This window comes from Phaeobacter sp. HS011, assembly GCF_018101215.1.
GTDB classification, from domain to species: Bacteria; Pseudomonadota; Alphaproteobacteria; order Rhodobacterales; family Rhodobacteraceae; genus Phaeobacter; species Phaeobacter inhibens.
This window is the reverse complement of record NZ_JAGEUF010000004.1, coordinates 258,739-272,716: the sequence shown is the minus strand read 5'-3', so window position 1 is coordinate 272,716 and position 13,978 is coordinate 258,739. Positions and strand designations below refer to the sequence as shown.

The window sequence follows — 13,978 nt, the reverse complement described above, 5'->3', positions numbered from 1 at the left end:
AGAGCCTGAGACCGTTCGCCGCCATGCTCTCATCCACCCTGCGCGCGCAGCAACTCGCGGCTGATGATATGGCGCTGGATTTCGCTGGTCCCTTCCCAGATTCGCTCCACTCGCGCGTCGCGCCAGATGCGTTCCAGTGGCAACTCATCCATCAGGCCCATACCTCCGTGAATCTGGATCGCCTCATCCGCCACCATGGCGAGCATCTCGGTCGCCTTGAGTTTGGCCATCGACATATCGGCTTCGGTCACGCTGCCCTGATCAAATTTCCAAGCGGCCTCCCAGGTCAGGAGGTTCGCCGCTTTCAGTTCCGTTGCCATATCGGCCAACTTGAAGGAAACCCCCTGAAATTTCCCAATCTGCTGGCCAAACTGGCGGCGTTCAGCGGCGTAGGAGATCGCATGATCCAGCGCGCGTTCCGCCCGTCCGAGACAGGTCGCAGCCACCTGCAGCCGGGTGGCACCCAACCAGGTGTTGGCCACATCAAAGCCTTTGTCGACCTCACCCAGAACGGCAGATTTGGGCAGGCGGCATTCGTCGAATTCCAGCACCGCATTGGTGTAGCCCCGATGGCTCACATTGCGGTAGCCATCGCGGATGGTGAAACCTGGCGTCCCCTTATCGACGAAGAAAGCGGTGATTTTCTTCTTTGGTCCGCGCGGGGTGTCCTCCTCGCCGGTGGCCATGAACACAATGGCGAAATCGGCGATATCCGCGTGGCTGATGAAATGCTTGGTGCCGTTCAGAATGAAGTCATCGCCGTCCTGACGCGCAGTTGCTGTCATGCCGCGCAGATCGGATCCAGCGCCCGGTTCGGTCATCGCGAGACAGTCCCATTTCTCGCCCCGAATACAGGGGTACAGGTATTTCTCTTTCTGCTCCTCGGTGCCCGCCAGAAGGATGTTCGACGGGCGCGCGACGCAGGTCCAATGCAGGGCGTAGTTGGCGCGGCCCAGCTCTTTTTCATAGAGCAGCCATGTCAGCGTATCGAGTCCGGCCCCGCCGACCTCCTCTGGCATATTGGCGGCGTATAACCCGGCCTCGATTGCCTTGGCCTGGATCTCGCGTACCAGCTCCATCGGTAAGTGACCACTGCGCTCCACCTCCAGTTCGTGCGGATAGAGCTCCTTGGTGACAAAGGCGCGCGTGGTGTCCACGATCATCGACTGTTCTTCGGACAGGCCAAACTGCATTTCAGCTCCCCCTTGGTGGTTCCTGCATTGATCTTGACCTGAGCCTAGGGCTGGGAGAGGCTGCCATCGTGCAGAAACGGACCTTTTCATGCCAAGTTGGAAGAAACCTCACGCCGCGCCGCAGCAGATCGACCTGCTGCTGTTTGATCAGTTCTCAGGTCACTGCCTCGCCAATACGGTCGAGCCGCTGCGCGCGGCGAATACCCTTGCCGGGCGGCAGGTGTATTCCTGGCGGTTTGTTACGGTAGACGGCGGCACCGCGATGTCTTCTGCCAGGATGGAGGTCACCGCACAGATGCCGCTGCACAAGGCAGAGGGCGACATGCTGATCGCAATGCCCAGCTATGGATACCTGCGCCACACCACGGAGGCCACCGCACGGGGATTGCGGGCGGCACAGCAACGCTATGGTGTTCTGGCAGGGTTTGACACCGGCGCCTGGCTGCTGGCTGCGGCCGGGCTGCTGGATGGCTATCGCGCGACCATTCATAGCTCGGAAATGGAGGCTTTTGCAGACATGTTCCCGGCGGTTCAGGCGGAGACACATCGGTTTCTCTGGGATCGCGACCGGCTGACCTCTTCCGGTGCGATGGCGGCCTTTGACGGGATTCTCGACATGATTGCCCAGCAGCACGGGCAAGCGTTGCGACTGGATGTTGCGGCCCTGTTTCTGAGCGAAAGCCAGTCCGGGAGCGACCGGTCATCCCCTGTGCGCAGCGCCTCTGTGGCCCGTGCCATCCGCGCGATGGAGGCCAATCTGGAAACGCCACTGCCGCTGGAGGAGGTGGCAAGACATGCAGGACGCAGCCTACGGGATCTGGCGCGCCGCACGCGGGGCGAGTTGGGCACCACGCCGCAGGCGCTCTATCGGCATTTACGACTAAAGCAGGCGAAACGCCTTGTCTTAGAAACTGATTTCAGTGTCGCCGAGATTGCGTTACGCAGCGGATATGAGGACCCCAGCGCCCTAACCCGTGCCTTTCGCAGCGCCTTTGCGACAACACCGCGCGCCCTGCGCGCCACCCGACGATAGCACGCGCGGATCCCTACAGCGGTCTTCTTGTATCGCAAAAAACAGCTATTGTTTGCGCTAGCGTTCAAGGGGCCTTGCGCTTGCCCGGGTTATCAGAACAATTGGGCCATGACAGATATCGCATTCCCAAGCTGGCCCGACGTTGCCCCCCAATTGATCGAAGTCGCGGCAGGTCGCCGCCCTGCGGATACGGTGATCCGCAAAGGGATCTGGGTCAATGTTCACACCCGCGAACAACTGCCCGATCATGACATCGCCATCGTTGCAGGGCGCATCGCCTATGTCGGCCCCGATGCCAGCTATTGCACCGGTCCCGACACCAAGGTGATTGAGGCCAACGGGCGCTATATGATCCCCGGTCTCTGTGATGCTCATATGCATATTGAGTCCGGGATGCTGACCCCCGCAGAATTCGCCCGTGCGGTGATCCCACATGGCACGACGTCCATGTTCACCGACCCGCATGAAATCGCCAATGTACTGGGGCTGGAGGGTGTGCGCCTGATGCATGACGAGGCGCTGTTGCAGCCGGTCAATATCTTTACCCAGATGCCATCCTGCGCGCCCTCAGCGCCGGGGCTGGAAACCACCGGGTATGAGATTACCGCCGAGGATGTTGCGGAGGCCATGAGTTGGCCGGGGATTATTGGTCTGGGTGAAATGATGAATTTCCCCGGTGTGGCAGCGGGTGACCCCAAAATGCTGGCCGAGATCGCGGCGACACAGCGCGCGGGCAAAACCGTTGGCGGGCATTATGCCTCTCCTGATCTGGGGCCGGATTTCGCGGCCTATGTTGCGGGCGGTCCAGCCGACGACCACGAGGGCACCTGCGAGGCGGATGCCATTGCCCGGATGCGGCAGGGAATGCGCGCGATGGTGCGGCTGGGGTCGGCCTGGTATGACGTTGAGGCGCAGATCACCGCGATCACCGAGAAAGGGCTGGATCCGCGTAATTTCATCCTCTGCACCGATGACTGCCACTCCGGTACGCTGGTCAATGACGGTCATATGAACCGGGTGGTGCGCCACGCCATCGACTGTGGTTGTGATCCGGTCATCGCCTTGCAGATGGCGACGATCAATACCGCCACGCATTTCGGGCTGGAGCGGGATATCGGCTCCCTCACACCGGGGCGCCGCGCCGATGTGATCCTGACCTCTGACCTCAAAACCCTGCCGATTGAACTGGTGATTGCCCGTGGTCAAATTGCTGCCAAAGACGGTGAGATCACCGTGGAGTGTCCGCATCTGGACTGGCCGGAGAGCGCACGTGGCACCGTGCATCTGGGACATCAGCTGAGCGCTGAGGATTTCGAGATTGTCGCCCCCGAAGGCGCGAATGCGGTCACCGTCAATGTGATCGGCGTGGTGGAGAACCAGGCCCCGACCAAGGCGCTGCAGGCAGAACTGCCGGTGCAGAATGGGCTGGTCGAGGCCATTATGGCGGAGGGGGGCGACACCTGCCAGATCGCGCTGGTGGAACGCCACCGGGCAACGGGCGGTGTGACCAATGCCTTTGTCTCTGGCTTTGGGTACAAGGGCCCGATGGCGATGGCCTCCACCGTGGCGCATGACAGCCATCATATGATTGTCGTTGGCACCGACCGCGACCAGATGGCGCTGGCCGCCAATCGTCTGGCCGAGGTCGGCGGCGGTATCACCATTTTCCGCGATGGTGCCGAACTGGCGCTGGTAGAACTGCCCATCGCTGGACTGATGTCCGACAGCCCCGCCACCGAGGTTGCCGCAAAGGCACAGAAAATGGTCGAGGCGATGGAGGCCTGCGGCTGCAAGCTCAACAACGCCTATATGCAGCATTCTCTGCTGGCGCTGGTGGTGATCCCCGAGTTGCGGATTTCCGATCTGGGGTTGGTGGACGTGCGCAGTTTCGAACAGATCCCCGTGATCGTGAGTGCCCCATCCTCCTGACCGCCCACCCGTTTCAATCGCCCTTCTGAACCGCACAGCGGCCCCCGTTTTCCAGTGATCGAGCACCGTCATGACAACAGTTAAAACCCCTCAACTCCCGGCTGCCGAAGAGTTCACGGATGCTGCGGCAGCCGTCGCCCGGCTGGAGCTTCTGTACCGCGAGGCGACGCAGTTTCTCTGCGCTGAGTTCTCACGGATTTTGAGCGATGGCCCAGCGGTCGGCAGTACCGGCACCACTCATCGTATTCGCGCATTCTACCCTGAAATCCGCTTTACCACGTCGTCCTTTGCGCAGGTGGATAGCCGGTTGAGCTATGGGCATGTCTCGGCGCCGGGCACCTATGCCACCACGGTGACCCGCCCGGACCTGTTCCGCCATTATCTGACCCAACAAATCGGCCTGTTGATCCGCAATCACGGCCAGCCTGTGACCATCGCGGTCTCTGACACACCGATACCGGTGCATTTTGCGGTGGCGGCTGATCCCAGCCTGACCGTTCCGCAGGAAGGCGCGGCAGGATTCACGTTGCGGGATGTCTTTGATGTGCCGGATCTGTCGACAACCAATGATGACATTGTGAACGGCACCTACAAAGCATCAGATGACACCGGACCGCTGGCGTTGTTCACGGCCCAGCGCGTGGATTATTCTCTGGCCCGCCTCGCCCATTATACCGCGACCGATGCGAGCCATTTCCAGAACCACGTTCTGTTCACCAACTACCAGTTTTATGTAGCCGAATTCGAAGCCTACGCCCGTGCGCAACTGGCGGATCCCGCGTCAGGCTACAGCAGCTTTGTCAGCACCGGCGATCATGAGATCACCGAGGTCGAAGCTGAGATCCCCACGATTGCCAAGCTGCCGCAAATGCCAACCTATCACCTGAAACGGGAAGACGGCAGCGGTATCACGCTGGTCAATATCGGTGTTGGCCCCTCCAACGCCAAGACTGCAACCGACCATATCGCGGTTCTACGTCCACACGCCTGGCTGATGGTCGGCCACTGTGCCGGGCTGCGCAACACCCAGACACTGGGCGATTTTGTGCTGGGCCATGGGTACCTGCGCGAAGATCACGTGTTGGACGACGACCTGCCAATCTGGACGCCGATTCCGGCGTTGGCGGAGATTCAGGTCGCGCTAGAGGATGCGGTGGCAGAGGTGACCGAGCTAGAGGGCTACGACCTGAAGCGGATCATGCGGACCGGCACCGTCGCGACCATCGACAACCGCAACTGGGAACTACGTGACCAATCCGGCCCGGTGCAGAGATTGTCACAATCCCGCGCCATCGCGCTGGATATGGAGAGCGCCACCATCGCGGCCAATGGCTACCGCTTCCGGGTGCCTTATGGGACGCTGCTTTGTGTGTCTGACAAACCGTTGCATGGCGAGCTGAAGCTGCCGGGTATGGCGTCAGAGTTCTATCACACTCAGGTTGCACGCCATTTGCAGATCGGGATAAAGGCGATGGAGCAGTTGCGCGGCATGCCTCTGGAACGTTTGCACAGCCGAAAACTGCGTTCCTTTGACGAAACCGCCTTTCTTTGAGAGCTATTTTGCCTCTAATTCTTCGAAAACCCCTATTTTGTGGGGTTTTTGACGACACTACTCGTTGTGTTCGTACACTACATAACGCTAGAGTTACGCGATGAGGCCCCATAACTCGGGCAGTGACAAGGAGACCTAAGAATGTCCAAACCGATGACCAAGACCCAGCTTGTTGCCGCACTGGCTGAAGAGATGGACAGCGACAAGAAGGCCGCAGGCGCAGCACTTGACGCTGTTTGCGCGCTGATCACTCGCGAAGTATCCGGCGGTGGCGCTGTGACTCTGCCCGGCGTTGGCAAGATCTACTGCCGTGAGCGCCCCGAGCGCGAAGTGCGCAACCCGGCCACCGGTGAGAAATTCACCAAAGAGGCCGACAAGGTGGTCAAGATGACCATCGCCAAAGCGCTGAAAGACAGCGTGAACGGCTAAGGGTTCAGGCACGGTTGACCGTGTTTCGGGTCGCCTTCTCAGGCGGCCCTTTTTTGTGCTCATCTCGTAGGCTGCGCGGCTGATGTGGCCCGCCGGATGCGGAGGGCGAATTCGGTTTCCTGCGAATGCTTGCCTTGCTAAACATATCGCGACTGCGCCTGACCGGGCGACGGCAGGGACCGGTAGCTGACCGGCAGGGAGACATATCCATGGATCTGCGCGCTTTGGCGATGGGGCTGGCCTTTGCCTTCATGTGGTCATCTGCCTTCACCTCGGCGCGGATCATCGTTGCCGATGCCTCGCCGCTGTATTCGCTGGCGTTCCGGTTTCTGATTTCCGGTCTAATCGGTGTCGCGGTTGCACGCTACATGGGACAGAGCTGGCGTCTGACACGCGGCCAGCTGAAGGCGACAGTCATCTTTGGCATCTGCCAGAACGCGCTCTATCTCGGCCTGAACTTCGTCGCGATGGAAACCATTGAGGCCTCGCTTGCGGCGATCATCGCCTCAACCATGCCGATGCTGGTCGCGATCGCGCTGTGGCTGGTATACGGCGAACGGCTGCCCAGACTGGGAGTTGTGGGACTGCTGGCGGGAGTGCTGGGCGTCGCCTTGATCATGGGCACCCGCATCAGCGCCGGGGTCGATCTGTTTGGTGTTCTGCTCTGCGGGATCGGTGTTCTGGCCCTAACGCTGGCGACGCTGGCCCTGCGCGGCGCGACCTCCGGCGGCAACTACATGATGGTGGTAGGGTTGCAGATGCTGATCGGTTCAGCGGTTCTGTTTGTAGTGGCCCCGATGGTGGAGACGTTTCGCCTGACGCCAAGCTGGCCGCTGGCGCTGGCCTTTGTCTACACCACACTTGTCCCTGGTCTGACCGCCACTTTCATCTGGGTGCTGCTGTTGAACCGGATTGGCGCCGTGCGTGCCGCGACCTTCCATTTTCTCAACCCGGTCTTTGGCGTCGCGGTGGCCAGTGTGCTGCTGGGAGAGCAATTGGGGCTGCTGGATATCGTCGGTGTCGGGATAGTCACCTTTGGCATTCTGGCGGTGCAATTGGCGCGGCAGTCTGCGCAGCGCACACCGAAGCCATGACGCCGCCCTGCGCTCTGACACCACACACGCAAACGCGAGCCGCTGAAATACAGCTTTGCTTTTGCCCCGAACGACCCCATTTACAGCAACACAAGCAAGATCGGAGGACATGATGCGCAGCTATTCCAAAGACCCGGACGCCATTGCGGCCCTCTCGGAAGAAGAATTCTACGTTACCCAGAACGCAGGCACGGAACGCCCCGGCACCGGCAAGCTGCTCGGTAACAAGGAACCAGGTATCTACGTCGATATCGTTTCTGGCGAGCCGCTGTTTGCCTCTGCCGATAAATATGAATCTGGCTGCGGCTGGCCAAGCTTTACCAAGCCCATTGAGCCTGCCCATGTGCAGGAGCTGGAGGACCGGACCCTGGGCATGATCCGCACCGAGGTCCGCTCGACCCATGGCGACAGCCATCTGGGCCATGTGTTTCCGGACGGTCCCGCAGATCGTGGCGGCCTGCGTTACTGCATCAATTCAGCCTCCCTGCGGTTCGTGCATCTGGACGACATGCGGGCAGAAGGCTACGGCGATTATATAGATCAAGTGGAGGATAGAAGATGAGCAGCACGACAGAACGTGCCGTCCTGGCCGGTGGATGTTTCTGGGGTATGCAGGATTTGATCCGAAAGCGTCCGGGCATCGTCAGTACCCGCGTCGGCTATTCCGGTGGCGATGTGCCCAATGCGACCTACAAGAACCACGGCACCCATGCTGAGGCGATTGAGATCATGTTCGATCCAAGCCAGACCAGTTACCGCGCGTTGCTGGAGTTCTTCTTTCAGATCCATGATCCATCCACCGTCAATCAGCAGGGAAATGATCTGGGAATGAGCTATCGCTCCGCGATCTACTATGTAGATGCCAACCAGAAGGCGATTGCCGAAGACACGATCGCTGATGTCGATGCCTCGGGGCTGTGGCCCGGCAAGGTGGTCACAGAAGTCGAACCGGTTGGTGATTTCTGGGAAGCGGAGCCTGAGCATCAGGACTACCTGGAGCGGCAGCCCAACGGCTATACCTGCCATTTTGCCCGTCCCGATTGGGTTCTGCCCAGGCGCAGTGAGACCGCAGCCGAATAAGTCGCCCGTATGGGGCAGCCCTGAATCCTTTACCACAAAGGCCCCGTCATCTGGCGGGGCCTTCTGCGTTAAGTCTGTGGTCAGCAGCGGCAGTCAACCCTGTGCAATACGCGGGCGACCGCTGGCCTCCACGGTCAGGAAAGCCTCAACAAACACCTGCCGTGCCTCCACCTCGGCAACGCGAATATCGCGGTCCACCTGAACGGAGATATCCTGTGCACCGGCAGCCTCCGCCGCGGCACGGGCCTCAGCACGCAGTTCGGTTTCCAGACAGATCAGGGCCTCTTCCGAGGCCGCGAAATCCTGCGGACCGTTCTCCAGATGCACCCGGTACCGGCCTTCCTCCGGCGCGGTTACGGTGCCGCTTCGGCGCATGGTGATGCGGCCCACCACCGCCCCGATGGCATTGGCGACCCCAGCATGATCCGGCAAGATCATCCGGCAGTGAAGGCGGGACCCAACAGCAGGGTAATAGCTGGGTGCTGAGGCGCCAAGGCCCACGACATCCACATTCAGCCCTGCCTTGATGGCGACAAGCCCCTGATGTCCGGTCAACCCGCGCTGCATCAACACATGGCGCGCGAGCTGATCCGGCGGCGGCCCGAAGGGGTTGCTCTCTTCAGAAAATGCAGTCTCTAACAAGGTCAAAGAGGTCTGCTCGGTCATCTGATCAACGATCATCTGCGCCAATGTCTCCGCATCCGGTGCCAGACGATCCCCGGATCCAACCCGGCGGCGGGCAAAAAGCGTCAGCGCCTTCTCAGCCGCCGCACTGTCCCAGCTGGCCAGTCGGCCAAGAACATGGCTGGCATCCGACGGCGTGACCCCGGCCACCTGCACCAACCCCCGATCCACCAACCGCATCAACGCGCCCTGCTCAATGCGGGTCTGTAGTACAGCACCCAAAGGGTGTGTCTGTTCTCCGATCCGGTCCAACACCCGGGCTTCCCTGTCGCTGAGACCCAGGGATTGCTGGCCGGGAATTGCCCGGACAAAGCGGCCGTCGTATTCACCGACAGTTGCAGCGCGCAACTGCGTATCCAGCGCGGCATGCACCACGTCCGGCGCCATCGTCGCGATCAAAGATACCGGCAGCACCCGGCGCGGCCCAAGGCTGACACCGCCGTTCAGACCCGCCGCAACCGGATGCACCTGACTGTCGCCGCCCAGACCGCTGGTCCGCATTGCGACGGCTTCCACCATGGTGCGAAAACCGCCCACCTGCGCGCCTGCCGGGTCAATCTTGGGCTTCCCATTTTCGATCAGCGCCACATCGGTGGTGGTGCCGCCAATATCACTGACCAGCGCACTATCGACACCGGTCAACCAACGCGCGCCCACCAGGGACGCCGCCGGGCCGCTGAGGATTGTCTCGATCGGACGCGCCCGGGCCTGCTCTGAGGACATCAATGCACCATCTCCCCGCACCACCATCATCTGCGCTGTGATCCCAAGATCGGCCAGACGCGTCTCAGCGCGCCCTATCAACCGGTCGATCATCCCGATCAGCCGCGCATTCAGAACCGCGGTCAATGCGCGTTTCGGCCCGTTCAGCCGCGCGGACAGTTGATGCGAACATGTGACGGGAACGCCGGTTTCTTCAGCAATAATGCGGGCGACCTCCAGCTCATGGGCGGGGTTGCGGGTCGCAAACTGACCGGCGATGGCAAACCCGCTGACTGAGGCCGCCTCCTGTTGCAGAAACACGCGGAGCGCCTCTGTGTCCAGTGGCGCAGCCTCACCACCGGAATGGCTGTGGCCACCGGCGAGGACCAGCGCAGGGTCGCCCTTCAGCGCCTCGCGCAGACCGTGACGATCCAGATCCGCCTCACCAAAGCCGATGTATATCAGCGCGACGCGACCTCCCTGCCCCTCCACCAGCGCATTGGTTGCCAGCGTTGTGGACAACGCCGCCAGCGCAATCTCTCCCGGTTCCACCGCAGCCTCTGCCAGAACTGCGGCAACCGCCTCCCCCACACCGATGGCCAGATCCTGCCGGGTGGTCAGCGCCTTGGCCTTGGCCAGCACATCACGATCATCGCGGATCAACACCGCATCGGTATAGGTGCCGCCTGTATCGACCCCAAGCAAGAGCGCCATGGCCGTTCTCCCTTCACCATATCTTTGGTCTTGGTCACCGGTTTAGCGCAGCCCTGCCGCCAATCCATTCTGTTTGCGTCACATCAGTCGCTGAACAGCCCAACGGGCGGCATCCGCCACGGTGGAATCAGGATCTTCGGTCAGGGATTCTGCTGTCGGGCGCAGCTGGGGCAGGCCGGAATTCCCGATCGCATAAAGCACGTTGCGGACAAACCGGTCCCGACCGATCCGCTTGATCGGGGAGCCGGAAAACAGCGCCCGAAAGCTCGGATCATCCAGAGCGGCCAAATCCGCCAGCTTAGGCGCGTTGAATTCCGGGCGTGCCTCATAGCGGATATCACTGGCGGCCACGGCAAACTTGTTCCAGGGGCACGCCGCGAGACAATCGTCGCAGCCATAGATCCGGTTGCCCAATTTGGCGCGCAGCTCCTCATCGACTGGCCCCTTATGCTCAATCGTCAGATAGGAAATGCAACGCCGCGCATCCAGCTGATAGGGCGCCGGAAAGGCATCGGTTGGACAGGCCGTCAGGCAGGAACGGCACGACCCGCAATGATCCGGTTCAGCAGCATCCGCAGGAAGGTCGAGTGTCGTAAAAACAGAGCCTATAAAGGCCCAATTGCCCCAGTCACGGCTGACCAGATTGGTGTGCTTCCCTTGCCAGCCAAGACCCGCCGCCTGTCCGAGTGGTTTCTCGGGCACCGGCGCGGTGTCAACAAAGACCTTGACCTCGGCAGCCTCCTCCACGCGCGCGGCCTCCGCAATCAACCAACGGGCCAGACGCTTAAGGCGCTTTTTCACCAGGTCATGATAATCCTTGTTCCGCGCATAGACCGAGATCGCCGCGCGATCTGCTTGTCCGACAATGTCCATGGGATCCACATCAGGCGTATAGCTTTCGGCGAGCATGATCACCGAACGCGCCTCGGGCCAAAGCTGGGCCGGGTCGCCACGCCAATGGCTGCGCTCCTCCATCCAGCCCATCTGACCATGATAGCCCGCGTCCAGAAACGCCTGAAGCCGGTCCGGCACCTCAGGCACGTCCGACGGGCGGCAGATCCGGCAGGCCACGAACCCCTCCGCCAGAGCCTGTGCGACCAAGCGGTCTTTTATGTCGGCTGTCTTTATCATCTGGCTAGACATATATACCGTGTTGCTTCGGTCAACATCTGGAAACAGCAAAGCTATGGATGTGACCGGATAGATCACCCCTCGCCATGCCCGCTTGAGACATCAGAGGAACCGAAGCACACGCAGACTTGAACTCCGTCACTGCTGCCTGTCAGGGCCAGCGCAATACGACTTTGCCGCTGCGGCCGGACTTCATCGCAGCGAAGCCTTCCGCGAAATCCTCGACATCAAACCGATGGGTAATGACCCGGCTGACATCCAGACCATTCTGCAGCATTGCGATCATCTTATACCAGGTCTCGAACATCTCGCGCCCGTAAACGCCTTTGATGGTGATCGCCTTGAACACGATTCGGCTCCAATCGACGGGAGATTTGCCGGGAGGAATGCCGAGCAAGGCAATTTTGCCACCCATTACCAGCGCCTCCACCATCTGATCCAGCGCGGCCTGACTGCCGGACATCTCCAGCCCGACGTCAAAACCCTGCTTCAGACCCAGTTCGCGCACCACGTCCTGCAGGTCTTCCTTTGCGACATTCACCGCACGCACCGCCGGGACAACGTGTTCTGCCAACGCCAAGCGGTCCGGGTTGATGTCGGTGATTACCACATGCCGCGCGCCGGCATGTCGTGCCACTGCAGCCGCCATGACACCGATAGGGCCGGCACCGGTGATCAGTACATCTTCCCCCAGCAGGTCAAAGCTGAGCGCGGTATGGACGGCGTTGCCCAGCGGGTCGAGGATGGCGCCGATCTCATCCGGGATTTCCTCCGGCAGCGGCACCACGTTAAAGGCGGGGAGTTTCAGATATTGGGCAAAGGCGCCCTGCTCATTCACCCCGATACCACGGGTGCCGGGGTCCAGGTGGAACTTACCCGCCCGGGACTGGCGCGAATCCGTCTGTATCAGATGTCCCTCTCCGGAACAGCGCTGCCCTATGGTCAGGTCCGTTACATTCCGCCCGACCTCAACGATCTCGCCCGCGAATTCATGACCGGTGATCATCGGCACTGGCACCGTATGCGACGCCCATTCATCCCAGTTCCAGATGTGGATATCGGTGCCGCAGATGCCGGTGGTTCTGATCTTGATCAGCACTTCATCTGGACCGATCTCCGGCACCGGCGCCTGCACCATCCACAGGCCTTCTTGCGGATGGCTTTTCTCCAGCGCCTTCATCGTGTTGGGACGGATCATGACAGAATTCCCAGTTCATTGCCCACTTTGCCAAAAGCGGCCAATGCGCGGTCCAGCTCATCTCGCGTCAGCGCCGCATTCATCTGAGTGCGAATGCGGGCCTGACCACGCGGCACCACCGGGAAAAAGAAACCGGAGACATAGACACCTTCATCGAATAGCCGGGATGCCATGTCCTGCGCCAGCTGTGCCTCGCCCAGCATCACCGGAATGATCGGGTGCTCACCCGGCAAGAGATCGAAGCCAAGTTTTTCCAGCCCAGCGCGCCAATATTTCGCATTCTCGAACAGCTGGGCGCGTAAGCCGTTGCCTTCCTCCACCAGCCGGATTGCCTCCAGCCCGGCGGCCACAATTGATGGCGGCAGCGAATTGGAGAACAGATAGGGCCGCGCCCGCTGCCGCAGGAGGTCGATCACTGGCTGCGGCCCGGCGATGTAACCGCCGATAGCCCCCCCAAGTGCTTTGCCCAATGTTCCGGTGACGATATCCACGTCCACCCCGAAATGCTCCGGCGTGCCTGCGCCAGTGGCGCCCATGAAGCCGGTTGCGTGGCAGTCATCCACCATCACGATGGCATCGTATTTGTCCGCCAGCGCCCGGATCTCCGGCAGCTTCGCCAGATAGCCATCCATCGAGAACACGCCGTCGGTGGCGATCATGATATGCCGCGCCCCGTCCTCGCGTGCCTGTTTCAGCCAGGCCTCAAGGTCGTTCATATCGCTGTTCAGGTAACGGTAGCGCTTGGCCTTGCACAGCCGGATGCCGTCGATGATCGACGCATGGTTCAGGCTGTCAGAGATGATCGCATCCTCCGGCCCCAACAGCGGCTCAAACAACCCGCCATTCGCATCGAAACAGGCAGCAAACAGAATCGCGTCATCCTTACCGAGAAACTTCGCCAGACGTTGCTCCAGCTCACGGTGGATATCCTGCGTGCCACAGATGAAGCGGACAGAGGCCATGCCAAAACCCTTATCATCCATCACACCACGCGCGGCAGCAATCAGATCGGGATGATCTGCCAAGCCGAGGTAATTGTTGGCACAAAGGTTGATGACCGCTGCATCCCCAACCCTGATCTCGCCCCCCTGAGGGGAGGTGATCATTCGTTCCCGCTTGTAGAGACCATCGGCTTTGATCTCTTCCAGGGTCTTGGAGATGTCGGTCAGAAAATCAGTGGACATGCGGGAACTCCTTCTCTTTCGAGTCGGAGTTCTACCATAACGGATTAATTTCCGA

The 13,978-nt window shown here is 60.8% G+C and carries 12 protein-coding genes; 7 read left to right on the top strand and 5 right to left on the bottom strand.

Annotation, left to right across the window (positions count from 1 at the left end; translation table 11 throughout):
• Window positions 1-29: 29 nt before the first annotated feature.
• Complete coding sequence (locus J4721_RS09625; protein ID WP_211002561.1) at window positions 30-1,193, bottom strand: acyl-CoA dehydrogenase family protein; 1,164 nt, start codon at window positions 1,191-1,193, stop codon at window positions 30-32.
• Between the two features lie 88 nt (window positions 1,194-1,281).
• Between J4721_RS09625 and J4721_RS09620 the strand changes: the two genes are divergently transcribed.
• From J4721_RS09620 to msrA, 7 genes are all read left to right on the top strand, one after another.
• On the top strand, window positions 1,282-2,226 hold the full coding sequence (locus J4721_RS09620; protein WP_211002562.1) for a GlxA family transcriptional regulator: 945 nt from the start codon (window positions 1,282-1,284) through the stop codon (window positions 2,224-2,226).
• A gap of 108 nt (window positions 2,227-2,334) precedes the next feature.
• Complete coding sequence (gene ade, locus J4721_RS09615) at window positions 2,335-4,155, top strand: adenine deaminase (RefSeq protein ID WP_211002563.1); 1,821 nt, start codon at window positions 2,335-2,337, stop codon at window positions 4,153-4,155.
• 70 nt (window positions 4,156-4,225) lie between these two features.
• Entirely contained in the window at window positions 4,226-5,707 is a 1,482-nt protein-coding gene (locus J4721_RS09610) for an AMP nucleosidase (protein ID WP_211002564.1), read from the top strand.
• A gap of 141 nt (window positions 5,708-5,848) precedes the next feature.
• On the top strand, window positions 5,849-6,136 hold the full coding sequence (locus J4721_RS09605; protein ID WP_014876311.1) for an HU family DNA-binding protein: 288 nt from the start codon (window positions 5,849-5,851) through the stop codon (window positions 6,134-6,136).
• Between the two features lie 209 nt (window positions 6,137-6,345).
• Window positions 6,346-7,230: a DMT family transporter gene (locus J4721_RS09600; protein WP_014881471.1), complete on the top strand. Its 885-nt coding sequence runs from the start codon at window positions 6,346-6,348 to the stop codon at window positions 7,228-7,230.
• A 112-nt stretch (window positions 7,231-7,342) separates the two neighbouring features.
• Complete coding sequence (gene msrB / locus J4721_RS09595; RefSeq protein ID WP_014876313.1) at window positions 7,343-7,792, top strand: peptide-methionine (R)-S-oxide reductase MsrB; 450 nt, start codon at window positions 7,343-7,345, stop codon at window positions 7,790-7,792.
• Window positions 7,789-8,310 (top strand): peptide-methionine (S)-S-oxide reductase MsrA, encoded by a 522-nt coding sequence (gene msrA, locus J4721_RS09590; RefSeq protein WP_211002565.1) that lies wholly within the window; start codon window positions 7,789-7,791, stop codon window positions 8,308-8,310. The genes msrB and msrA overlap by 4 nt, the downstream gene beginning before the upstream one ends.
• A 93-nt stretch (window positions 8,311-8,403) precedes the next feature.
• On the opposite strand, the gene J4721_RS09585 is transcribed toward msrA, so the two are convergent.
• From J4721_RS09585 to J4721_RS09570, 4 genes are all read right to left on the bottom strand, one after another.
• Window positions 8,404-10,410 (bottom strand): hydantoinase/oxoprolinase N-terminal domain-containing protein, encoded by a 2,007-nt coding sequence (locus J4721_RS09585; RefSeq protein WP_211002566.1) that lies wholly within the window; start codon window positions 10,408-10,410, stop codon window positions 8,404-8,406.
• A 78-nt stretch (window positions 10,411-10,488) separates the two neighbouring features.
• Window positions 10,489-11,541 (bottom strand): tRNA epoxyqueuosine(34) reductase QueG, encoded by a 1,053-nt coding sequence (queG, locus tag J4721_RS09580; RefSeq protein WP_211002567.1) that lies wholly within the window; start codon window positions 11,539-11,541, stop codon window positions 10,489-10,491.
• 151 nt (window positions 11,542-11,692) lie between these two features.
• Window positions 11,693-12,721 carry an L-threonine 3-dehydrogenase gene (tdh, locus tag J4721_RS09575; protein WP_211002638.1) on the bottom strand — a complete coding sequence of 343 codons (1,029 nt, stop codon included), beginning with the start codon at window positions 12,719-12,721 and terminating at the stop codon, window positions 11,693-11,695.
• Window positions 12,722-12,735: 14 nt separating this feature from the next.
• The gene (locus J4721_RS09570; RefSeq protein ID WP_211002568.1) at window positions 12,736-13,923 is read right to left on the bottom strand and encodes a glycine C-acetyltransferase; all 1,188 of its coding nucleotides are present in this window, start codon (window positions 13,921-13,923) and stop codon (window positions 12,736-12,738) included.
• Between the last annotated feature and the right edge of the window lie 55 nt (window positions 13,924-13,978).

Excerpts from the sequence above, each read along its gene's own strand:
- queG (WP_211002567.1), bottom strand. The coding sequence starts at position 11,541 with ATGATAAAGACAGCCGACATAAAAGACCGCTTGGTCGCACAGGCTCTG.
- msrB (WP_014876313.1), top strand. The coding sequence starts at position 7,343 with ATGCGCAGCTATTCCAAAGACCCGGACGCCATTGCGGCCCTCTCGGAA.
- ade (WP_211002563.1), top strand. The coding sequence starts at position 2,335 with ATGACAGATATCGCATTCCCAAGCTGGCCCGACGTTGCCCCCCAATTG.
- J4721_RS09625 (WP_211002561.1), bottom strand. The coding sequence starts at position 1,193 with ATGCAGTTTGGCCTGTCCGAAGAACAGTCGATGATCGTGGACACCACG.
- J4721_RS09600 (WP_014881471.1), top strand. The coding sequence starts at position 6,346 with ATGGATCTGCGCGCTTTGGCGATGGGGCTGGCCTTTGCCTTCATGTGG.
- J4721_RS09610 (WP_211002564.1), top strand. The coding sequence starts at position 4,226 with ATGACAACAGTTAAAACCCCTCAACTCCCGGCTGCCGAAGAGTTCACG.
- msrA (WP_211002565.1), top strand. The coding sequence starts at position 7,789 with ATGAGCAGCACGACAGAACGTGCCGTCCTGGCCGGTGGATGTTTCTGG.
- J4721_RS09570 (WP_211002568.1), bottom strand. The coding sequence starts at position 13,923 with ATGTCCACTGATTTTCTGACCGACATCTCCAAGACCCTGGAAGAGATC.
- J4721_RS09620 (WP_211002562.1), top strand. The coding sequence starts at position 1,282 with ATGCCAAGTTGGAAGAAACCTCACGCCGCGCCGCAGCAGATCGACCTG.
- tdh (WP_211002638.1), bottom strand. The coding sequence starts at position 12,721 with ATGAAGGCGCTGGAGAAAAGCCATCCGCAAGAAGGCCTGTGGATGGTG.
- J4721_RS09605 (WP_014876311.1), top strand. The coding sequence starts at position 5,849 with ATGTCCAAACCGATGACCAAGACCCAGCTTGTTGCCGCACTGGCTGAA.
- J4721_RS09585 (WP_211002566.1), bottom strand. The coding sequence starts at position 10,410 with ATGGCGCTCTTGCTTGGGGTCGATACAGGCGGCACCTATACCGATGCG.